Source organism: Streptomyces rhizosphaerihabitans (assembly GCF_025399795.1).
Classification (GTDB): Bacteria; Actinomycetota; Actinomycetes; order Streptomycetales; family Streptomycetaceae; genus Streptomyces; species Streptomyces rhizosphaerihabitans.
Genome location: NZ_JAODTZ010000019.1, coordinates 98,559 through 120,017, shown reverse-complemented (window position 1 = coordinate 120,017; position 21,459 = coordinate 98,559). Strand labels below are relative to the sequence as shown.

Genomic DNA, 21,459 nt, shown 5'->3' with positions numbered 1-21,459 from the left:
GGGTGACGTGGACGCCTGCGGACCGTCGGAACCGAACACCGGGTGCGGGCGGACGGCGGACCGTCGGCACCGGACACGGGGCGGGGCGGACCGCCGGTGATCCTCAGGCGCCGGCGGCCCACGCGCGCAGGGCGGCCTCGCTCTCGAAGTCCGCGACGTCCCTGTCCACCGGCTCGTCGGTGTACTGGTGGAAGCGCCACTTCGCCTTGATGCGTGGTTTGCCGGCGGTCACGTAGTCGGCGATCCAGAGGCCGTCCCCGGCGTACGAGGTGGTGTCGACGTTCAGCCAGAAGTCACGGTTGGTGTAGAGCACCACACGGTTGTCCGGGCGGAGCTCCTTCACCTTGCGGATGAAGCGGTCCTTCTCCGCGTTGCTCGCGTGGGTGCCGTCGCCGGTGGTCTCCCAGTCGACGGCGAGCAGGTCGTCCGCCCTCTCGGGGGCCTTGCTCACGAAGTACGCGGCCTGGGCGGTGATGTTGCCGGGCCACAGGAAGTGGTAGAAGCCCACGACGCAGTCGGCGTCGCGGGCGGTCTTCGCCTGTGCGGTGAGTTTCGGATTGACGTACGAGCGGCCTTCCGTCGCCTTCACGAAGACGAAGGAGAGGCCGGCGGTGCCGTACGCGGACGACTGGTAGGCGCTGACGTCGATTCCTCGCAGCATGGGTGGAGCCTCCGTGCATGGGGGGACGGGCCACGCGGGGCGATGCCCGGTGTCCGTGGGGAGCAACTGCCGCTGTCCGTGGGGGACAGTTCGTGGGGGACAACTGCTTTTGGGGTTCCCCCACTTCGCCCCTTCCACGCTCGCCCGCCCGACCGGCACACCCGTACGGGCCTGCACGGGCCGTCAGCCCCGGCGGGATTACGCCGAGCCGCGCCGCCGGGGCGGCCGGGTACGCGGTGACGGCCGGGCTCCCGCTGCGCGACGCCCCGGGAAGCGCGACCGCCCACTGCGGAAACGTGCCGCCGGGCTCGTTCGTGGCCGCCGTACGGAAAAGGGACCGGAGGGAAGGTGCAGCACCCCGCTCAAGTGCGGATACAGGCGGAAGTACTAGCCGCTGAACAAGGGGCAGGGACCATCGTCCTATAGCCCTCGGACCCGGTGACCCGTCAAATTAGTGACCACGGCGAGAAAACATGTAAAGGTCATGACGGGAGTGATCGTGTCCGCGCAGATAGCAATTGATCCCGGCCGCTTCAGCCAGTTCGGTGAAGCCACCGGAAGCACCTTCTGTCTGATCACGAATTCCGAGCTGGTGGATCGGTTCGAAGTCGTCGAGACGGCACCGTACCGGGAATTCCTCACCATTACGCTGGACGCGGGAGACCGCTTCGAGGAAATTCTCGAGAAGAAGATCCCGGAACCCGCGCACGTGCTGGTGGTCTCGCCCCACAGGTTCTTCGAATCACCCGACCCCGATCTGGTGGGGCAGCGGAAGATCATGGGCATGGCGTGCAACTCGACGCCCACCGGTCTCGACGAGATCCGGCACTTCCTCGGTGTGATGGAACGGACCTCGGCGGCCGACCAGGCGGCGTTCTGCGACACCTTCTTCGAACTCGCCGAGGACTCGGAGCAACTGGTCTACGTCGACCCCGTGCACGGCACCCGCGCCACCCTCGACCATCTGCGCGAGGGTCTGGTGTGGAACCAGCAGGCCGGCCCGCTGGACTGGGGCGACCAGCAGATCGTCCCGTCCGGTGAGATCAGCGTGCTGCCGGTCGAGATCAGGGAGTTCGACGAGGCACTGAAGCTGCCGCTGGAGGGCGAGATCACGCTGCGCGGCTACCCGATCCTGCACAACGGCACCCCCTCCTTCTCCCGGACCGACCAGGCCCGCGTCCACTCCCAGCTCTGGGCGATGCGCGACAACGCGATCAAGGCCACCGTCGAGGACGGCAGGATCACCCGCCTGGAGGCGCTGGACGCCGGAGCGGCGCCGGCCGTGGCGATGCTCGAGCAGATGTTCGCCGTGGACTCCCGCTACCGGATCGTGTGGGAGATCGGCCACGCCCTCAACACCTCGCACGACATCCTGCCCGGGAACCACGCCATGAACGAGGTGTACGGCGGCACGGAGGGATGCCTGCACTTCGGCCTCGGACTCACTCCGTACACCCAGTACCACCTGGACATCATTTCGCCCGACACTCGCGTGCTGACCAGTAATGGAGTCGCAGTGATCGGCCACCCGGACCACCCCACCGTGGAGAGGGTCGTGCCCGCCCTATAGCGGACCACGACCACCCCGGCCGGGGTGAATGCAAGGAAATACACCCAACAGGAGGTGACTCCCCATGAAGAAGATCAAGGTGCAGAAGAACCGCAACTACCTGGGCACGCTCCTGGGCTGAGTACCGACCCGCGGCGGGGTATTTCACAATACCCCGCCGCGGGGTTCCCATTGTGTCCTCACTAGGGAGTGCACCCGTGCCACCGCTGGATCTCACGACAAGCGACTTCGGTCAGTTTGGCCGACCGGTCGAGACATTCTGTCTGATCACGAGTGAACAGCACGGCGAGCTCTTTTCCCTGAATTCCGGTGACGGGTATTCCCGCGTGCTCCGCCTGACGCTCCCGCCCGGCATCCGCCTGGGTGAGCTGATCGCGCGGAGCGTCCCCCCGGACGCGCATGTGCTGGCCGTCTGCCCAGGGCGGTTCCTCGACTCGCCGACCCCGCAGGAGCTGGGCGGGCGCAAGCTGGCCGTGCTGCCGGCCGGCTCCACGCCGTTGACCGACGAGCACGTCCGCTACTTCCTGCGCACCGCCGCTCAGACCGACGTCGCCGAACACGCCCGTGTGGCCGAGGAGTTCTTCGATCTGGTGGGCGACAGCGACCGGCTGACGATCGTCGACGACGCCTCAGGAACCGAGGCCGAGTTCGACCACACGGTCGGCGATTGCGTCTGGAACATGCAGGCGGGCGTCCTGGAAGAGGGTGACCAGCAGATCTTCCCCTCGGGCAAGCTGAGCGTCACCGCCGCCGAGATCACCACCTTCGAACCGGAGGCCCGGCTGCTCGGCCTCAACGGGGACCTGACCCTGCGCGGCTGGCCGATCGTCCACCGCCACCGGGACCCGGCCGACGGCCCCGACCAGCAGCGGCTGTTCGAAGCGCTCTCGCCGCTCGTCTCCAACGCCGTGACGCTGCACGTCGCCGCCGGAAGCATCGAGGGCGTCACCCCGCAGACGCCGGGGGCGACGTCGGCCGCCGTGGAGCTGGAGAAGCTCCTCACCGACGATCCGCGCTACCGCGTCATCTGGGAACTCGGCTTCGGGATCAACACCACCACGGAGATCATCCCGGCGAACTGCGGCCCGAACGAGGTGTACGGGGCCACCAACGGTGTCGTGAACCTCGGGCTGGGGATCACGCCGGCCACGCGCTTCGCCCTGGCCTTCCTCTGCCCCCGCAGCTCCCTGGTGACATCGGACGGAACCGCCGTCCTCGGCGCCCGCAAGGCGGTACGCCGCGGCCGGATGCAGCGCGTCTCCAGCGCGAACTGCGGCTGCCACTGACCCCAAGGAGGGAAGCACGCCATGACGATCAACCCCGAACTGCGCAAGAAGGTCGACGCGGTCCTCGACACCTTCATCAAGGACTTCTACGAGACGGTCCCGTACGCCCAGCACCAGAAGAGCGCCTCCGAGCTGAACCTCGACTACTACAAGCGGCACAACATCGAGACGATCCTGCGGCTGCGCCGCAAGCGGACCGTGGACGCGCTGGCCATCAAGTACTTCACCAAGGTGGACCCGGTGCAGGCCAAGGCGTGGGCGCACTACACCGACGACGAGATGCTGCACGACCGGCTGTTCGCCGCCGACCTCGCCAAGGTCGGAGTCACCAAGGACCAGATCTACTCCACGGAGCCGCTGCTCTCCACCAAGCTGCTCACCGGATACCTGCAGTACGGCATGGAGTTCGAGGACAGCCCGATGGCGCTGATCACCAGCGTGTACTTCGTGGAGTACGTCACCACGCGCACCCAGCCCGACTGGCTGGACAACCTGGGCGACGTCCTCGGCGAGGAGAACGTCAAGGGCGCCCGTGCTCACGTCAACACCGACCTCGACGACGACCACGACGACTTCGTGTGGCGTGTGCTGTCCACGCTGATCACCTCGGAGGCCGACGAGCAGAAGGTCGTCGAGCACCTCAACAACGTCTACTGGCTGTGGAAGCTCTACTTCGTGGAGCTGCACCAGCTCACCGTGCTCGGCAAGAGCGACGCGCAGATCCCGCTGCCCACCGCGGCCGAGGTCTGAGCGGGGCAGCGGTGGCCGACGACGACCGAGCCACGCGGCCCGGCGGGCGGCCCGGGGTCGAGGTACTGACCCTGCCGCCCGGCCGGGAGCTGCCGACCGGGACCGAGAAGTGGATCGTGGACGGTCTGGTCCTCGCCATGCCGGGGCTCCACACCCGGCAGCTGTTCACGCTCCGCCGCGAGATGCTGACGGATGCCGACTACGTCGTCGTAGGGGTGGACCGGGAGCGCGACCGGGTCGTCTCGCTGCTCACCTCCCGGTGGGCGGAGATCCCGTCGGGGCGGCCCTGTCTGCACATCATGATCCAGTTCGTGGGTGACGCGTACCGGGGCGCCGCGGTCTTCAAGGAGAGCTGGGCGCTGCACTTCGCCCGGCTGCTCGCCGACGGCCGCCCGTTCCCCGAGGTGATCGCGCTCAAGACGTACAACCCCGTGGTGCACTGCGCGATGTCGGCGTTCAGCGGCCATCCGGACATCAGCATGTACCCGGACCTCGCGGGCAAGGACGACAGCCAGGAAGCCCTGGCCGCCGAGGTGGCCGGGGCGCTCGCCCCCCGGGCCGCGTTCGACCCAGTGCGCGGAGTCGTCCCGGGCATCGGCCGTCCGCTCGACCTCTACCGGGAACGGCCGCTGAGCCATGTGCCCGAGGCCAACCGGTACTTCGCCGAGCACACGGAGCCCGGCGACCGGGTGCTGTGCCTGCTGCACGTACCCACGCAGGCGGGGGCGCACGCGATCCTCACCGCCCTGGGCGTGCCGTTGCCCTCCGGGCGGAGCTGAACCCGCTCGACCGGCCGGGTCCGGCGCCCCCTACGGGGCTCCGGGCCCGCCGCCCGTGGCCACCCCTGCGGGAAGTCCAGGCGCTCAGGGCACTCCACGAAGCACTCCAGGAAGCACTCAAGGCACTCCAGGCACTCCAGGAACGCGAGGCAGCATGGCGGACACATTTCCCCTCGACTACTCCCGGGCCCGCGCCGCCTTCCTGGGCGCCGCCGAGGAGGCGGGCGCACGCCTGAGGACCTTCACCCTGCCGGGGCACCGCGGACCCGACGGCGGCGAACTCTGTGTCGACACCGCCTACCTGGGACCGCCCGACCCGGCGAAGCTCCTGGTGACGGTGTCCGGGACCCATGGCATCGAGGGCTTCTGCGGCTCGGCCTGCCAGACCGGCGTCCTGCTGCGGGAAGGCGTCGCGAAGGCGGCCGCCGGGCCCACCACCGGTGTGCTGCTCGTCCATTCCCTCAACCCGTACGGCTTCGCCTATCTGCGGCGCGTCAACGAGGACAACATCGACCTCAACCGGAACTTCGTCGACCACGCCGTCCCGCCGCACAACGACGCCTACGACGCCGTGCACCGCACGCTGGTGCCGGCGGACGCCACCGGGTTCGCACCCGGCGAGCTGGTCGCGAACCTCACAGCACTGCGCGACCGGCTCGGCCCGCAGCGCCTCCAGGAGGCCGTGACCCGCGGCCAGTACCGCCACCCCGACGGACTGTTCTACGGCGGACACGCTCCGACCTGGTCCCGGCGGGTGTTCGAGACGGTGGTGGCCGAGCAGATCGCCGGCGCCGGTCACGTCGGCTACATCGACCTGCACACGGGGCTCGGCGAGCGCGGCGTCGGCGAACCCATCTTCCGCGGCGGCCGTGACGCCGACGCCCACCAGCGGGCCCGCCGGTGGTACGGCGACGCGCTCACCGCCTCGGAGCAGGGCACCTCCTCCTCCACGCCGATCGTGGGCAATACGGCGACCGCGGTGGCGGACGGCCTCGGCGCAGGCGGCCGACTGACCGCGATCACCCTGGAGTTCGGCACCCGGCCGGGCCCCGAGGTGCTGCTGGCGCTGTGCGCCGACACCTGGCTGCACCGGCACCATCAGCCGGCCGACGCGGTCCGCTCCGACCTCAAGCGGCTGATCCGCGACGCCTTCTGCCCCGTGGAGGACGCCTGCTGGCGCGAGCAGGTCCTCCGGCGGGCGCGTGAGGTCTTCGACCAGGCCCTCGCCGGCCTCGCCGACGCCAAGCCGTGGGAAGCCGGGTGACCCGACAGGCACCGCGCCGGTAACCGCCGTCGGCGACCACCCCCCCGGGGTGGTCGCCGACGGCGTGCCGCGTGCCGGAGAACTTGCCCGGCTCGCGGCACGTGCCGGCCCGCGTCGGCCCGTGCCGGGGTTCGGACCCGGACTCAGGGGTCCTTTCGGCCGATCCCGAGCACGGCCGTTCTCGGCACCGTGCACGTCCATGTCCGGGCGGAGGCGTCGTACGCGACGGAGAACGTTTCCAGGGAGCCGTCCGCGCGCTCGTCGCGGAAGATCGTCTTGGCCCGCTCGACGGTGTGACGAGAGGCGTCCGACGGGTGTTCCCGCGCGATCCCGGTGAGGCCGTACATGTCCAACAGGTAGCTTCCCAGCTCCAGTTCGGCCTCCCGGGCGGTGGCCGCGGTCGCGACATAGGGATCGGCCATCTCGGTCACCTCACCCGACTCGAAGCCCGCTTTGGTCAGGTAGCCCCGGATCTCCTCGCGGGTGAAGTGATCGAAGGCGTGGCCGGTTCGCGAGTACGGGTCGACGACGTCCCGGAACCAGGTGTCCATCGGGGACCCGACGAGGAAGTCGTGGAGCAGCAGTACTCCGCCGGGCCGCAGTACCCGGTACGCCTCGTGGACGAGTTCGGCGCGGTCCTCGGCGGCGATGTGGTGGGATCCGTAGGCGACGAGGACCGCGTCGACACTGCCGTCCCGCATGAGCAGCCGGTCGGCGCGCTGCACCAGCGCCGGGCAGTTCGCCGCCCAGGCGGCGCGCACCATGTACGGGGACGCGTCGCAGGTCAGCAAGGACAGGCCGGTGAGGCGTCGGGCGTTCGCGACCCTGCGGACCAGGCCGTCGCCGCCGAGCACGTCCACGACGACGGCGGGCCGGCGGTCGGCCCGGGCCGGCACCAGGGAGAGCAGGTGCTGGATGCCCTGCGCGCGTGCGGTGAGGTTGCGGGACTGCGCGCGGATGTAGGAGGCACCCCTGCCGCCGTCCTCGTCCTCGCCGAAGTCGTCCTTGAGGTCGGCGGCCTGGGCCAGCCGGCGAGCCCAGGCCCGGGCCCGTGCCGGGTCGACGCACGCGTGCAGGTCGGGTGCCGCCCGGCCCAGGCGGCTCAGATGATCCGCCATGTCGGCCTCGCCGAACCGTACATGACGTTCCGTCAGGTCGGTCACGACCGCTCCTCCTCGGGCTCCAGGAAGAGCGCGAGGGTGAGCGCCATGCGTTCGATCTCCTCGGGGTCCACGCTCTCGTCGGGCGCGTGGATGAGGCACTGGGGCTCCTCGACGCCGATCAGGGCGATCTCGGCGTCCGGGAAGGTCTCCTGCAGCGCGTCGCAGGTGGGAATCGAGCCGCCCTGCCCGGCGGTCGTCAGCTCTCGCCCGAACGCCTCCCGCATCGCCTCGGCCAGCCTCGCGTAGGCGGGGCCGTCGGTGCGGGCGCGGAAGGGGCGGCTGGAGGAGAGCCGGACGGTCTCCACCTCGACCTGCCAGGGGGCGCTCTGCGCGAGGTGCGCTCCGAGCGCCTGCCAGGCGGCGTCCGGTTCGGTGCCGTAGGGGATGCGCAGATTGAGCTTGGCGGTGACCTCGCCGAGTACGGCGGGGGCGGAACCGACCACCGGCGGGCAGTCGATGCCGACGACGGTCAGGGCGGGCCTGGCCCACAGCATGTCCGCGACGCTGCCGTCGCCCACCAGGCGGACGCCGTCGCGCACCCCGATGTCACGGCGGTAGCGCTCGGCGGGATATTCCGCGCCCTGCCAACGCCCGCTGCTGTCGAGGCCGTTGACGGTGGTGTTGCCGTCCGCGTCGTGCAGGGTGGCGAGCATCGCGATCAGGGCGTTGAGCGGGTCGGGGGCGGGCCCGCCGAAGGAGCCGGAGTGGACAGGACCGGCCAGCGAGCGAACGGTGACGGTGGCGTGCACCACGCCCCGCAGGTCGGTGGTGGCCGTGGGCACCCCGGCCTCGGAGTTGCCCGTGTCGCACACCAGTACGGTGTCGGCGTAAAGGAGTTTGGGGTTCTCGCGGATCAGCGCGGCGAGGCCACCGGTGCTCTGCTCCTCGGCGCCCTCCGAGATGACCTTGATGCCGACGCCGAGCCGGGTCAGGTCGCCGAGCGCCCGCAGGGCGGTGAGCTGCATGACGATGTTGCCCTTGCAGTCGGCGGCCCCGCGCCCGTACCAGCGGCCGTCGGCGCGCTCGGTGAGGGTCCAGACCGGAGTGGTCCAGGCGGGCTCGTCGAGCGGCGGCTGCACGTCGTAGTGGCTGTAGAGGAGGACGGTGGGGAAGCCGGGGGCGGCCGGCAGATGACCGAACACGGCCTGGCTGCCGTCCGGCGTGTCCAGCAGGCGCATGTCGGGGATGCCGGCCTCGGTGAACAGCCGTGCGACCAGCACGGCGGCACGCTCGCACTCCTCCACGGGGTACTGCCGGGGGTCGGCGACGGACCGGTGCGCGACCAGGTCCCGCAGGTCCTCCTGAGCCCGGCCCATCAGTTCGTGCACCCGTGCGCGCAACGCCTTGGGCGGCATGCGGCCTCCTTCTCGGTCGGTGGTTCCGGGGTGTTCCGGGTCGTTGCGTAGAGCGCCCGAGGCGCGCGGACCTGGGTCCGGCGGGGGCTGTCAGCCGGACGCGGACGGCGTGTCGGCGGGGGCCGGCGTGTCGGCCGGGGCGGGCTCGGGGGTCCGGCGCCGTTCCACCGCGTCGGCGAGCGAGCGGCGCACCACTCGGGTGCCCGCCCCGTACCCGATGCCCACGAGGGCCAGCACCAGCCAGAACACGGGCAGCGCGCCGTGGCCGGCTGCCAGGTCGAAGCCGCCGCCGACGAAGCCGCCCAGCATGCCGCCGACGCCCCAGGCCATCGTGGAGTAGCCCAGATAGAGGCCTGTACGGCCCTCGGTCGCGAGGCCCGCGACAACCGCGTCGACCACGCCGCAGAACAGTGACTCGCCGATCGAGGTGACGATGACGGCGGCGACGATCGGGCTGATCCCGTCGACCGAGCACAGCAGCCAGCCGCCGCCGAGCAGCACCCCGGACGCGATGAACATGTCGAGGCGGCCGATCGTGGAGCGCTTCTCGATACGTGAGCCGAGCAGCCACACGGTCAGCATCACCACCACGGCGTTGCCCGCGGTGAGGGGACCGACCAGGTCGGAGGAGAGCTTCTGGTGGACGACGGTCAGCGGCAGCGCGACCCGGTACTGGGTGATGAGGAACCAGCCGCCGACCGCGAGCGAGCAGAAGATCATCAGCGGGCGGTCGCGCAGCGCCTCGGCCATGGCGGCGGCCTTGATGGGCGCCGCGTTCGTGGCGTGCAGGCCGCGCAGCAGCACCGCGGAGGTCACGGCGAACACCAGGTGCAGCCCGGCCGCGATCAGGAACCCGGCCTTCATCGCGCCGGCCGCCATCAGCGCGGTGCCGATCAGCGGGCCGATCAGGGCAGCCCCGTTGATGGACACGTAGTAGCGGCTGAGGTTGGCCGCGACCCCGCCGGACTTGCTGGAGGCGAGGACGCTGCGGGCGCCGTTGTTGTTGAGGGAGCCGCCGATGCCCAGCAGCGCGACCGCCGCGCCCCAGGCGACGAAGCTGCCGCCCGCGACGGTGAACACGACGTACGCGCCCGCCTCGACGGCGAGACCCAGGGTGAGGATCCGGGCGGCACCGAAGCGGTCGCTGACCCAGCCGGACGGGATGCCCAGGCCGCGCCGGGTGAATTCCATGACGGCGAAGAGCAGACCGGTCTGGAAACTGCTCAGCCCCTCGTCCTTGGTCAGGTGCACCGCGAGGAACGGCACGACCATGAAGAAGCCGATGTTGGTGGTGAAGCGGCCGAGGATGACGACGTACGCCGGACCCCGGCCCGTGACGAAACGGCCGGTCCTCGCCTTCGGGGTGCGCTCCGCCTCCGCTCCGGAGGTCCCGGCGAGTGTCACCCCGTCTCCTTTCTCGGGTGTCACCGCGCCACCTCTTCATCGGTGCGTATGACGATCCGGGCGGCCGCCGCGTCGGCCGCGTCGGCGGCGGCCTTGGGGTCGGGACCCGCGGCGACGACATGCCCGGCGCGGTTCCAGGAGTCGCCGAGCGACACCAACTCGTCCCCTGCCTTGGGTAGTTCACTGATTCGGATCACGCCCTCCATGGCCCGGGCCTCGGCCGTGCCCGTCACCTCGGTGACCCGGCCGGGCCGGGGGGTGAGGTAGCGGATCGAGGCGCCGCCCGCGTGGCCCGCACCGGGCCCCGGCAGCACGCCGTGGGCGAGGGCGAGGACGGCGCCCTGCAGCATGTCGATGCCGGTGACGTGGTGGACCAGCTCCCAGATCTGGTCGCCGCCCTGCCGGGCGTTGATCTCGACGACGGTGGCGCGCTCGCCGTCCTCGGCGAGCATCACCTCGGTGTGGCAGGGGCCCCAGGCGTAACCGACGGCGTCCAGGGCGTTCAGCGCGGCGTCGACGATCGTCCCGTACCGGTCGGCCGGCAGCGTCGCGGGCAGGTCGTGGCCGGTCTCCACGAAGTGCGGGCCGCCCGAGGTGTGTTTACGGGTGACCGCCAGGACCTGGTGGCGCCCGGCGGCCGACAGCGACTCGACGCTGAACTCCTGGCCGGTGAGGAACTCCTCGGCCAGCACGGTGGACGCGGACTCGCCCTGCGGCCAGGCGAAACCGGTTCGGGCGCCGCTGGTCCAGGCCCACGCCTTTGCCAGCTCCTCCTCCGTACGCACGAGATGCACGCCTGTTCCGCCGTTGCCGTCGACCGGCTTGAGGATCACGCCGGTCGGGCAGCGGCGGAGCAGCGCGCGGGCCTCGTCCACGGTGGCGCACACCCGGTGGGCGACCGCCCCCAGGCCGCGGTCCCGCAGGTGCTCGCGCATGGCGGCCTTGTCCTGGGTCAGGGCGAGCGTGGCGGGCGAGTTGCCGCGCGCGCCCAGCGCCTCGGCCACCACGCTCGCCGGACGCAGGGAGAGCTCGGTGAGCCCGAGCACCGCGTCCACGGGGCGGCGGGCGTGCACCTCGCGGGCGACGGTGAGCAGCGCGTGCGGGTCGGTGAAGTCGGCGTCGACCACCGCGAGGGCGAGCGACTCCTCCAACTCCCGGTCCCCGCCCGGACGGTGGACCACGGTGAGGGCGACGGGCAGGCCGACGAACTTGCCCAGGATGTCGTGGCGCGGACAGATGAGCAGAAGGTGGGGCACATGGTTCCCGTAGTGCTGGCCCGGCATGTCAGGCGGTCCCCCCGGTGCCGGCCGCGTCCTGCGCGGCCGCGTTCCACACTCGTTCCAGCTCGCGGATGCGAGCCGAGTCCTTCTCGATGGCGTCCCAGTCGTCGGCGCCCTGGATGACCCAGCCCAGGCTGGTGGTCACGTCGTTGGTGACCGGCATGTCCCGGCCCTCGGGCGGGATCGACATGGAGAACGTGGTGGGCAGGTCGGCGATCGCCTGAAGGATCTCCATGTTCCGCACGGGGCCGGCCAGGTCCGAGCAGAGCCAGAGCGTGCGGACCTCCTTGACGAGCTCGAAGGACGGTACGAACTCCCCGTCCAGGACGTGCCGTACGGTGCGCTCGATCTGGTTGTCGCCGGTGGCGAGGGACCCGGAGATCATCATGCAGCTGCCCGAGTAGCGGGCGGCCAGCTCCACCAGGCGGGGCCCGTCCGCCGTCATGATCGCTTCGGCGTGGGTGGAGCCGTTGCGGATGCCGACCGCGTCGGCGGCACTCATCACATAGGGGGCGAGGGCCGCCACGTCGGGGTGGTCGGGGGCCAGGAAGTCGGCGACGTCGTAGATGCCGATGCGGGGGCCCCGGTCGTGCTTGGCGTAGACGCAGGTGTCGACCAGGCCGTGCCGCCCGTCCACCGAGTACAGGTCGACGATGTATTCGGGCCCCTCCAGGAACTCCTGCACGATGACGGTGTCGTTGGTGAGTTCGAACCCGTTGACCTGGCCGAGTATGTGGGTGAAGTAGCCGAGCCACTCGCCGCCGGCCGGCACGAAGTGCACATTGTCGGTCCCGGCACTGTGCGGCGGCTTCAGGATGAGCGGCCGGCCGGAGAGCCCGTTGGCCTCGATCCAGGCGGCGGCCTCGGCGGGGTCGGCGGTCGACAGGGTGCGCGGCCCCGGAATTCCGGCGCGTTCCAGGGCGAGTGCCATTTCTCCTTTGTGACGTTGGCACTTGGCGCTGCCGGGAACGTTCTGGAACTGTGGCATGAGGCGTTCGACGAGCAGGGCGGCGAATTCCACGCCGCTCTCGTTGCCGGTGACGATGCCCACCGGGTCGTAGGATTCGACGAGTTTCACCATGGCCTCGAAGTCGCCGTCGTAATAGTGCACGGCCTCGAAGTCGTCGGGGTACCAGATGTTCTTCTTGACGAATTTCGCCAGAGGCTGTGGGGTGCTCATGACGGTGACCGGCAGTATGCCCCGGGCCCGGAAGGCGCTGGCGAAGCCCCGGTCGTCGCCGTCCCTGATGTGGTAGCCGTCTACGACGATCACGTGCCGCCGCCCAGTGGACTTCATGACTCAACTCTGCTGGCCGGAGCGCCCGCGGCGACAGTGGCGGAACGGACACGCAACCACGATTTACTGCCAGCCGGTGCTCCAGGGGCGAGTGTGACACCGGTCCTGTACCGAGGTGGGAACCGGGGTGTTGGTCCGTTGTTTCCCGATGTGCGCCAGTGCTGCCGGTTGGTGGGTTTAAGTCATAGGGCAAGGGACCTATGGCGGGACCCAGGACGACTGGCTACTGTGGCCCTCGCCCGGTCGAAAATTGTGTGAAGGCGACGTCGATTCGCCGAATCGGCCGAGACGTCTGGGTGCGCGTCGCCGTTCGCCATGTCAGTTTCTCGGTCGGATTTCCAGGTCAAGCCAATGAAGGCGGGGACGGACTGTGGAATCGCTCGGGTGGGGCGGAGATGCGCCGGAGCATGAACGAATAGTCAGCTGGCAGGCCCCACCGCTGAAATTCGGTGTCGGCGCCACCCGGGAAATCGGCCATGAACTGCGCAGGGCCGGTATCGCGTCGGTGCTGTTGGTGACCGATCCCGTCCTGGCCGGTCTCGGCCTGCCGGCCCGCGTCGCCAAGCAGATCGAGCAGGAGGGGATCTCGGTCACGCTGTTCGACCGGGCCCGGGTGGAACCCACCGACGAGAGCTGCGCCGAGGCGGCCCGTGAACTGGAAGCACTGCAGGTGGACGGCTACGTCGGTCTCGGCGGTGGCAGCTCGATCGACACCGCCAAGATGCTGAACCTGCTGCTCAGTTACCCCGGCCGCCCGGTACGCGACTACCTGAACGCGCCGATCGGCGCCGGAGCCCCGATTCCCGGCCCGCTCAAGCCCCTGGTGGCGGTGCCCACCACGGCCGGCAGCGGCAGCGAGTGCACCGCCATGGTCGCCCTCGGTGTCACGGGCCTGAACGTGAAGACGGGCATCAGCGACCTGCGGCTGATGCCCTCCCTGGCGCTCGTCGACCCGGCGAACACCCTGACGCTGCCCCCGGCCGTCACCGCCTCCTCGGGGTACGACGTCCTGACGCACGCCTGTGAGTCGTACACGGCCCGCGCCTACGACCGGCGCCCCCCGTACCCCACGCCCGGGGACCGGCCGTTGTACATCGGCGCCAATCCGATCAGCGACGTGTGGGCGGAGCAGGCCCTGGAGCTGGTCGGCCGCTACCTCAGGCGTGCCGTGCTCAACTCCGCCGATCTGGAGGCCCGTACCGGAATGAGCCGGGCGGCGAGCTTCGCGGGAATGGGCTTCGGCAATGCCGGAACCCACATTCCGCACGCCTGCGCCTATCCCATAGCCGGGATGGTGCGTGACTACCGGCCGGACGGGTACGAGGTCGACCACGCCATGGTGCCGCACGGGGCGGCGGTCGTCTCCACGGCGGCGGCGGCCTTCGAGTTCACGTACCCGACGTCCCCCGAACGTCACCTGCGCGCCGCCGAGTTGCTCGGAGCGAATCTCAACGGCGTGACCGGGGCGAACGGTTCGGACGTGCTCCCGGCCACGCTGCTGAGCATCGTGGCGGACACCGGAGGACCCGCCGGGCTGCGGGACTTCGGCTACTCCACGAAGGATCTCCCCGAACTCGTCGAAGGCGCGCTCAAACAGCGGCGGCTGCTGGTGTGCTGCCCGCGTGACGTCGCCTCACGCGATCTCGGAAGGGTGATCGCCGGTTCGATGACCACCTGACACCGAAGCAGTGCGCCCCCCCACGCCAAGGAGCTGGATGCACCCGTGAGTGATGCATCAATACCGGAGTACACGGCTGTCATCGCGGGGAAGCAGGTTCCCACGGCCCGGTGGATCGACGTCCTCGATCCGTCGAACGCCCGCCGCGTCGCCCGCGTCGCCCGCTGCGGCCCGGAGGAGGTCCGGGCGGCCGTGGAGGCGGCCCGTCACACCTACGAGACGGTGTGGCGGTTCGCCACACCGGTGGACCGCTCCCGGGTCTGCCATCGCATCGCCGAGGTCCTGCGCGCCCGGCGCGAGGAGCTCGCCGCACTGGAGACGCTCGACACCGGCAAGCCGCTCAGTCAGTCACTGGTCGACGCCGACGTCGCCGCCCGGTACTTCGACTTCTACGCCAACGCCGTCGAGGCGCTCGGCGGCGAAACGATCCAGCAGCAGCCGGGCCGGCTGGCCTTCACCCTGCGCGAACCCTACGGCGTGTGCGGCCACATCATTCCGTGGAACTACCCGCTGCAGATCGCGGCCAGAACCCTGGCACCCGCCCTCGCGGCCGGAAACTGCTGTGTCCTCAAGCCAGCCGAGGACGCGCCGTTGACCTCGCTCCGGCTGGCCGACATCGTCGAGGAAGCGGGACTCCCGACGGGGGCCCTGAACATCGTGCCGGGCTACGGAGCGGAAGCGGGCGCCGCACTCGCCGCGCATCCCGACCTCGACCGCCTGGCCTTCACCGGTTCGCGGGAGGTGGGCGAAGCCGTGATGACCGCGGCGGCGCGCACCATCGTCCCGGTCACCCTGGAGCTCGGCGGGAAGTCCCCGCACCTCGTGCTCCCCGACTTCGACGCCGCCCGCGCGGTGCCGCAGATCGTGGAGTCGATCACCGAGCATGCGGGACAGAACTGCTCGGCCGGCAGCCGGCTGCTCGTCCACCGGTCCGTTCACGACGAACTGGTGGACGCGCTCGTCGAACGGTTCCGCGCCCTGACCATCGGGCCGGGGGCGAGCGATCCCGACATGGGACCGCTCATCTCCGCGAGACAGCGCGACCGGGTGCTCGGCTACCTGGCCGAGGGCCGACGGGACGCCGTGGTCCGCGTGGGCGGTGGAGTACCCGAAGGGGACGCGTACGGCGAGGGCTTCTATGTGGAGCCCACCATCCTCGATCAGGTCACCCCGGAACACCGGGTGTTCAACGAGGAGATATTCGGTCCGGTCCTGTGTGTATCGGTCTTCGACTCGCTGGAGGAAGCGGTCGGACTCGCGGAACACACCACGTACGGACTGGCCGCCGGAGTGTGGACGTCCGACGTGACCACCGCCCACTGGCTCGCCCAGCGGCTGCGGGTGGGGCAGGTGTTCGTGAACAACTACAGCGCGGCCGGGGGAGTGGAGCTGCCGTTCGGCGGTTACCGGCGCTCGGGAATCGGAGTGGAGAAAGGGCTGGAGGCACTGCGCGAATACACGCGGTGCAAGACGGTGGCGATCCATGCGGAGCTTCCTTCCTGACCCGGTGCGTCGATTTTCCCGCAAGCCCTCGGCCCTACGGAGAAGAGCGGTTCGGTCAATTCACATCGGTGGAGGGAGTTCATCTGATGTCGCCTGTTGCGCGCGGGTCGGTCGAGGAGCTGAGGGGTCGGCAGTGCTGCGAGGTCTGCGGGGCGCCGAAGGAGCCCGTGACGGCCTTGGCCGAAGGCGTCGCCAAGGTGCACAAGGCCCTGGGCGAGGCGCAGGACGCCCTGGAGGCACAGGAGCAGTTGATCGAGGACTTACGGGCCGACGGCCGACGGACGGCCGACGCCGCCCCGCCGCCCTCCGAGGAAGCGCTCGCGACACGGGAGGCCCTCTCCCTGCTGACGGCCCGTGAACGGCAAATTCTGGTGCTTATCGCCCAGGGGAATTCGAATCGGCGCGTGGCCAAGGCGCTTGGCATATCCGAGAAGACGGTGAAGAACCATTTGTCCGCGGTCTTCATGAAGGTCGGCGCGTCCGATCGGACGCAAGCCGTCGTCATGGGCATCCGCAGCGGGATCGTGTCCATCGGCGGGCCTGTCAACGGTGTGTCTCCACCCATGAGCGCGAGTGAGTGAATCCCAACCGCTTCAGGGTCCATGCCGTGAGTATGAGGGCTGATTCGGCCAGGGGACAGCGGAGGGACTGTCAGAACACCATGTATTACTGCCACATTGGAAAACATGCTGAAGAACGTAGCCGCGGTCCTGCTCGACAACGTCCATCCCTTCGAGCTGGGTGTCGTATGTGAGGTATTCGGGATCGACCGCCGGGAGGAGGGGCTGCCCGCGTACGACTTCGCGCTCGTCGCCGCGGAATTCCCGTCGGTCCGGGCGGTGCCGGGGTTCACCATCAGCACGCCCTACGGGCTCGACCGGCTGGAGGAGGCCGATCTCATCGCCATCCCGGTGGGGGACGACTTCCACACCCGGGACTTTCCGCCCGCTCTTCTGGAGGCCCTGCGCCAGGCGGTGGCCCGCGGGGCCCGGGTGGTCAGCGTCTGTGTCGGCGCCTTCGTCCTGGGCGCCGCGGGGCTGCTGGACGGACGGCGTTGCACCACCCACTGGCGGTACGCCGACGCGCTGGCCGAGCGCTACCCCAAGGCCCAGGTCGAACCGGGAGTGCTCTACGTCGACGAGGACCCGATCCTCACCTCGGCCGGCACCTCCGCGGGGATCGACGCCTGCCTTCACCTGGTGCGCAAGCTCCAGGGCAGCGACGTCGCCAACGCCATCGCCCGGCGCATGGTGGTGCCCCCGCACCGTGAGGGCGGCCAGGCCCAGTACATCGAACGGCCGGTGGCGCAGTACGGGGAGGACGGTGTGCGCGAGGTGCTGACCTGGGCCGAGCGTCACCTGGACCAGGAGATCAGCGTGGAGCAGCTGTCGGCGCGGGCCTGCATGTCGCCGCGCACCTTCGCCCGCCGCTTCCGGGCGGAGACGGGGACCACCCCCTACCGGTGGCTGCTGGCCCAGCGGGTGCTGAGTGCCCAGCGGCTGCTGGAGAACACCGACGAGACGATGGAGGCGGTGGCGGCCCGTACGGGATTCGCCAACGCGGCCGCCCTGCGGTACCAGTTCGTGCACTTCCTCAACACCACGCCCAACGCGTACCGCCGTGCCTTCCGGGGCCGGTTACCCGGCACAACCACGCACTGAGCCCCCGCGCGGGGCGACAGGAGGACGGGAATGCTGCGCATCGCTGTAGTGGGCGCCACCGGAGCGGTGGGCCGGGAGTGCCTGGCCCTGCTCGACGGCGGGATCGTACCCGTGGAACAGGTGGTGCCCGTGGGATCGGCGCGCAGCGTCGGCCGGGACCTGGGCACCGAGCTGGCGCTGTCCCTGCCCATGGCGGACCTGGTCACTCTCGACGACCTGGACCTCCGGGGTCTGGATGTCGCCGTCTTCTCCGCGGGTGCGGAGGTGAGCGGCCGGGAGGCGGAGCGACTGGCCTCTGCGGGGGTACTGGTCGTCGACAACAGCTCCGCCTTCCGGATGAGACCGGACGTCCCGCTCGTCGTGCCCCAGGTCAACCCGGGCGCGCTCGACGACCGGCCGGCGTCCAACCTCGTGGCCAACCCCAACTGTTCGACCATCCAGCTGGTGCGCGCCCTGCACCCGGTGCACGAACTGGCGGGTCTGGAGAGTGTCGTGGTGGCCACCTACCAGGCGGCGTCCGGCGGCGGGGTGCGCGGTCTGCGGGAACTGGCGGAAGGGTCCAGGGCCGTCCTGGACGACCCCCATGCGCAGGGCGTCCCCGGCGGGCGCTTCGGGCAGCCGCTGTCCTTCAACCTCGTCCCCGAGATAGGGCTGCAGGACGACACCGGGTTCACGCACGAGGAACGCAAACTCGTCCGCGAACCACGCAGGATCCTCGGTCTGCCGGACCTGCGGGTGAGTGCCACCGCGGTGCGGGTGCCGGTCTTCGACTGCCACTCCGAGGCCGCGCACCTGCGGCTGCGCGAGCCGGTCACGACCGCGTCCGTCGAGGCCGCCCTGGCCGCGACGCCCGGCCTGCGGGTCTACCGCCGCTCGGAGAACCCCTCGTACCCCATGCCCCGCAGGGTCTTCGCCCGGCCCGAGGACCGGGCCCTGGTCCATGTCGGCCGCATACGCGTCGAGCCGGAGGACGACCGGGCGGTGGCGCTCTGGGTGGTCGCCGACAACCTGTGGGTGGGGGCCGCGCTGAACGCGTTGCAGATCGTGGAACTCGCCGCGAAGAACGGGTGGCTGGGATGACGGGCCGCCCCCTGCCGGACAGCCGTCCGCTGGTGCTGAAGTTCGGCGGCTCCGCCTTCGCCGATCTCGACGGCTACCACCGCGTGGCCCGGTACGCGGTGCGCCGCAGCACCGAGGACAGGCGCCCGCTGGTCGTCGTGGTGAGCGCGATGTCCGGTACGACGGGCAGACTCCAGCAGACGCTGGACGCCCTGGCCGCCGATCCGCCCGCCCACGCCGCGGCGATGCTCCTGACCGCCGGCGAGACGGTGAGCGTCGCCCTGCTCGCGGCCGCGCTCGACGCCCAGGGCGTGCCCGCGTGCCCGCTGCCGGCGGCGGGCACCGGGCTCCTCGCCCAGGGGCCCGGTGATCGGGCGGAACTCGTCTCGGCCCGTCCCGAGGCGCTGTCCAGGGCTCTGGCCGAATGCCCGATCGCTGTCGTCCCCGGCGGCCAGGCGGTCGACACGGCCGGGAGGACCGTCATGCTGGGCCGCAACAGCTCGGACCTCTCGGCGGTGGCGACGGCCGTGACGCTGGGCGCCGAGTCGTGCGAGCTCTTCTCCGACGTGCCCGGGGTGTGCACCGCCGACCCCTATCTCGTGCCGGAGGCGCGCACCCTCTCGCGGATCAGCTACGAGGGAGTGCGCCGGATGTCCCGGCACGGCGCCAAGGTCGTCCACGAGGGTGCCGTGGACTGGGCGGAGCGCGGCGGGGTGCGGCTGCTGTGCCGTCCCTTTCCCTGGAGCGAGGGCCCGGGAGGCGGGACCGCCGTCGGGACGGGTCCGGAGGCGGCCGCGGTCGTCGTGCACAAGGACAGCGAGGTCTGGCGCTTCCGGTCCGGCCGGGAACGCCGGGCGGCCGGGGGACGGCTGCGGGCCGAGGGCCTGGCGGTCACCGAGTTCGACACCGCGAGCGAGGCGTGTCTGACGGTGCCGGCCGGAGCGCGCGGCGCGGCCCCGCACCTGCGGACCGCACGCCGCCTCGGCGACCTGTGCCTGGTCACCACCCTGCGGGCGGACGGCCGGGCCGAACACACCCTGGTACCGCGCTCCGACGCCGCGGCCGAGGCCCGCCGACGCCACGGTCTGCTGTACCCGGATCCCGCGGGCCCCCCGGGACCGGCCGTCCCCCCGCCGGCCAAGGCCCGTTCCCCGCACAGCGACGTCCTGGTCGGCTCGGGCCCGGCGCCCGCCCCCGAGAGCGAGCGGCCGGGCTGACCGGGACGGGCGGCGCCGACCGACCGGGCGGACCGGTCCGGGCGGGGCCCGACCGGTCAGCCCCTCTTCCTCAGCACTCGATGATGTTGACCGCCAGCCCGCCCCGGGCCGTCTCCTTGTACTTGACGCTCATGTCGGCGCCGGTCTCCTTCATGGTCTTGATGACCTTGTCGAGGGAGACCATGTGGGAGCCGTCGCCGCGCATGGCCATCCGGGCCGCCGTCACGGCCTTCACCGCGGCCATGCCGTTGCGCTCGATGCAGGGGATCTGGACCAGGCCGCCGACCGGGTCGCAGGTCAGGCCGAGGTTGTGCTCCATGCCGATCTCGGCGGCGTTCTCGACCTGCTCGGGGCTGCCGCCGAGCACCTCGGCGAGCGCGCCGGCCGCCATCGAGCAGGCCGAGCCGACCTCGCCCTGGCAGCCGACCTCGGCGCCCGAGATGGAGGCGTTCTCCTTGAAGAGCATGCCGATGGCTCCGGCCGCGAGCAGGAACCGTACGACGCCCTCCTCGTCGGCGCCCGGCACGAAGTTGATGTAGTAGTGCAGCACCGCCGGGATGATGCCCGCCGCGCCGTTGGTGGGGGCGGTGACCACTCGGCCGCCCGCCGCGTTCTCCTCGTTGACCGCCATCGCGTAGAGGGTGATCCACTCCATCGCGTGGGCCAGCGGATCACCCTCGGCGCGCAGCTGGCGGGCCGAGTGGGCGGCGCGGCGGCGGACCTTGAGGCCGCCCGGCAGGATGCCCTCGCGGGCCATGCCGCGCGAGACGCACGCCTGCATCACGCGCCAGATGCCGATGAGTCCCTCGCGGATCTCCTCCTCGGTGCGCCAGGCCCGCTCGTTCTCCAGCATCAGGGCGGAGATCGACAGGCCGGTCTCCTTGGTGAGCCGCAGCAGCTCGTCGCCCGTGCGGAACGGGTACTTCAGGATCGTGTCGTCGAGCTTGATGCGGTCCTCGCCGACCGCGTCCTCGTCGACCACGAAGCCGCCGCCGACCGAGTAGTACGTCTTCTCCAGGACGAGCTCGCCCGAGGCGTCGTACGCGAAGATCGTCATGCCGTTCGCGTGGTACGGCAGGGCCTTGCGGCGGTGCAGGACCAGGTCGTCGTCGAAGGAGAAGCCGATCTCGTGCTCGCCGAGCAGGTTGAGCCGGCCCGAGGCCTTGATCTGCTCGACCCGCTCGTCGGCGCCCTCCACGTCCACCGTCCGGGGCGAGGCGCCCTCCAGGCCGAGCAGCACCGCCTTGGGGGTGCCGTGGCCGTGGCCGGTCGCGCCCAGCGAGCCGTACAGCTCGGCGCGTATCGCGGTGACGGGGGCGAGCAGCTCTTCGTTGCGAAGCCGCCGGGCGAACATGCGCGCGGCGCGCATCGGGCCCACCGTGTGGGAGCTGGACGGGCCGATGCCGATCGAGAACAGGTCGAAGACCGAGATGGCCACGGGAACTCCTTGGTGGTTTCGCCGGACGCCGTTGTCCGGCGGAGGTGGTGCGGGACCGCATGGAACGGGGCACCGCGCTCTTCCAGTGTGCGCG

18 protein-coding genes are annotated in these 21,459 nt (G+C 70.8%); 11 read left to right on the top strand and 7 right to left on the bottom strand.

Annotation, left to right across the window (positions count from 1 at the left end):
- Positions 1–103: 103 nt before the first annotated feature.
- A complete protein-coding gene (locus N4G66_RS20700; protein ID WP_261705623.1) occupies positions 104–661 on the bottom strand; it encodes a glycoside hydrolase family 25 protein in 558 nt (185 codons plus the stop codon).
- A gap of 484 nt (positions 662–1,145) precedes the next feature.
- On the opposite strand from N4G66_RS20700, the gene N4G66_RS20695 reads away from it, so the two are divergent.
- The 5 genes from N4G66_RS20695 (at position 1,146) to N4G66_RS20675 (ending at position 6,310) form a co-directional block, all read left to right on the top strand.
- A complete protein-coding gene (locus tag N4G66_RS20695; protein WP_261705622.1) occupies positions 1,146–2,231 on the top strand; it encodes a hypothetical protein in 1,086 nt (361 codons plus the stop codon).
- 326 nt (positions 2,232–2,557) lie between these two features.
- Entirely contained in the window at positions 2,558–3,517 is a 960-nt protein-coding gene (locus N4G66_RS20690) for a hypothetical protein (protein ID WP_261705621.1), read from the top strand.
- A 21-nt stretch (positions 3,518–3,538) separates the two neighbouring features.
- Positions 3,539–4,267, top strand: a complete 729-nt coding sequence (locus N4G66_RS20685) for a hypothetical protein (RefSeq protein ID WP_261705620.1) — start codon at positions 3,539–3,541, stop codon at positions 4,265–4,267.
- Positions 4,268–4,278: 11 nt separating this feature from the next.
- A complete protein-coding gene (locus N4G66_RS20680; protein WP_261705619.1) occupies positions 4,279–5,046 on the top strand; it encodes a hypothetical protein in 768 nt (255 codons plus the stop codon).
- A gap of 154 nt (positions 5,047–5,200) precedes the next feature.
- Positions 5,201–6,310 (top strand): M14 family metallopeptidase, encoded by a 1,110-nt coding sequence (locus N4G66_RS20675; RefSeq protein ID WP_261705618.1) that lies wholly within the window; start codon positions 5,201–5,203, stop codon positions 6,308–6,310.
- A gap of 143 nt (positions 6,311–6,453) precedes the next feature.
- Here N4G66_RS20675 and N4G66_RS20670 read toward each other — a convergent pair whose 3' ends face one another.
- From N4G66_RS20670 to N4G66_RS20650, 5 genes are all read right to left on the bottom strand, one after another.
- On the bottom strand, positions 6,454–7,473 hold the full coding sequence (locus N4G66_RS20670) for a class I SAM-dependent methyltransferase (protein ID WP_261705617.1): 1,020 nt from the start codon (positions 7,471–7,473) through the stop codon (positions 6,454–6,456).
- The gene (locus tag N4G66_RS20665; RefSeq protein ID WP_261705616.1) at positions 7,470–8,828 is read right to left on the bottom strand and encodes a dipeptidase; all 1,359 of its coding nucleotides are present in this window, start codon (positions 8,826–8,828) and stop codon (positions 7,470–7,472) included. The genes N4G66_RS20670 and N4G66_RS20665 overlap by 4 nt, the downstream gene beginning before the upstream one ends.
- A gap of 90 nt (positions 8,829–8,918) precedes the next feature.
- Positions 8,919–10,232: an MFS transporter gene (locus N4G66_RS20660; protein WP_261705615.1), complete on the bottom strand. Its 1,314-nt coding sequence runs from the start codon at positions 10,230–10,232 to the stop codon at positions 8,919–8,921.
- A gap of 20 nt (positions 10,233–10,252) precedes the next feature.
- The gene (locus tag N4G66_RS20655; RefSeq protein WP_261705614.1) at positions 10,253–11,515 is read right to left on the bottom strand and encodes an ATP-grasp domain-containing protein; all 1,263 of its coding nucleotides are present in this window, start codon (positions 11,513–11,515) and stop codon (positions 10,253–10,255) included.
- 1 nt (position 11,516) lies between these two features.
- A complete protein-coding gene (locus tag N4G66_RS20650) occupies positions 11,517–12,809 on the bottom strand; it encodes an ATP-grasp domain-containing protein (protein ID WP_261705613.1) in 1,293 nt (430 codons plus the stop codon).
- A 370-nt stretch (positions 12,810–13,179) separates the two neighbouring features.
- Here N4G66_RS20650 and N4G66_RS20645 point away from each other — a divergent pair, with 370 nt between their 5' ends.
- The 6 genes from N4G66_RS20645 (at position 13,180) to N4G66_RS20620 (ending at position 19,927) form a co-directional block, all read left to right on the top strand.
- Entirely contained in the window at positions 13,180–14,487 is a 1,308-nt protein-coding gene (locus tag N4G66_RS20645; RefSeq protein ID WP_261705612.1) for a hydroxyacid-oxoacid transhydrogenase, read from the top strand.
- 45 nt (positions 14,488–14,532) lie between these two features.
- The gene (locus N4G66_RS20640; RefSeq protein WP_261705611.1) at positions 14,533–15,990 is read left to right on the top strand and encodes an aldehyde dehydrogenase family protein; all 1,458 of its coding nucleotides are present in this window, start codon (positions 14,533–14,535) and stop codon (positions 15,988–15,990) included.
- 167 nt (positions 15,991–16,157) lie between these two features.
- A complete protein-coding gene (locus tag N4G66_RS20635; RefSeq protein ID WP_261705610.1) occupies positions 16,158–16,571 on the top strand; it encodes a response regulator transcription factor in 414 nt (137 codons plus the stop codon).
- A 105-nt stretch (positions 16,572–16,676) separates the two neighbouring features.
- Positions 16,677–17,651 (top strand): GlxA family transcriptional regulator, encoded by a 975-nt coding sequence (locus tag N4G66_RS20630; RefSeq protein ID WP_261705609.1) that lies wholly within the window; start codon positions 16,677–16,679, stop codon positions 17,649–17,651.
- Between the two features lie 30 nt (positions 17,652–17,681).
- On the top strand, positions 17,682–18,731 hold the full coding sequence (locus N4G66_RS20625) for an aspartate-semialdehyde dehydrogenase (RefSeq protein WP_261705608.1): 1,050 nt from the start codon (positions 17,682–17,684) through the stop codon (positions 18,729–18,731).
- Positions 18,728–19,927, top strand: a complete 1,200-nt coding sequence (locus N4G66_RS20620) for an amino acid kinase family protein (RefSeq protein ID WP_261705607.1) — start codon at positions 18,728–18,730, stop codon at positions 19,925–19,927. Before N4G66_RS20625 ends, N4G66_RS20620 begins: the two co-directional genes overlap by 4 nt.
- Positions 19,928–19,997: 70 nt before the next feature.
- Here N4G66_RS20620 and N4G66_RS20615 read toward each other — a convergent pair whose 3' ends face one another.
- Positions 19,998–21,365 (bottom strand): L-serine ammonia-lyase, encoded by a 1,368-nt coding sequence (locus N4G66_RS20615; RefSeq protein WP_261705606.1) that lies wholly within the window; start codon positions 21,363–21,365, stop codon positions 19,998–20,000.
- Between the last annotated feature and the right edge of the window lie 94 nt (positions 21,366–21,459).

Excerpts from the sequence above, each read along its gene's own strand:
- N4G66_RS20700 (WP_261705623.1), bottom strand. The coding sequence starts at position 661 with ATGCTGCGAGGAATCGACGTCAGCGCCTACCAGTCGTCCGCGTACGGC.
- N4G66_RS20695 (WP_261705622.1), top strand. The coding sequence starts at position 1,146 with ATGACGGGAGTGATCGTGTCCGCGCAGATAGCAATTGATCCCGGCCGC.
- N4G66_RS20685 (WP_261705620.1), top strand. The coding sequence starts at position 3,539 with ATGACGATCAACCCCGAACTGCGCAAGAAGGTCGACGCGGTCCTCGAC.
- N4G66_RS20675 (WP_261705618.1), top strand. The coding sequence starts at position 5,201 with ATGGCGGACACATTTCCCCTCGACTACTCCCGGGCCCGCGCCGCCTTC.
- N4G66_RS20665 (WP_261705616.1), bottom strand. The coding sequence starts at position 8,828 with ATGCCGCCCAAGGCGTTGCGCGCACGGGTGCACGAACTGATGGGCCGG.
- N4G66_RS20655 (WP_261705614.1), bottom strand. The coding sequence starts at position 11,515 with ATGCCGGGCCAGCACTACGGGAACCATGTGCCCCACCTTCTGCTCATC.
- N4G66_RS20650 (WP_261705613.1), bottom strand. The coding sequence starts at position 12,809 with ATGAAGTCCACTGGGCGGCGGCACGTGATCGTCGTAGACGGCTACCAC.
- N4G66_RS20630 (WP_261705609.1), top strand. The coding sequence starts at position 16,677 with ATGCTGAAGAACGTAGCCGCGGTCCTGCTCGACAACGTCCATCCCTTC.
- N4G66_RS20625 (WP_261705608.1), top strand. The coding sequence starts at position 17,682 with ATGCTGCGCATCGCTGTAGTGGGCGCCACCGGAGCGGTGGGCCGGGAG.
- N4G66_RS20620 (WP_261705607.1), top strand. The coding sequence starts at position 18,728 with ATGACGGGCCGCCCCCTGCCGGACAGCCGTCCGCTGGTGCTGAAGTTC.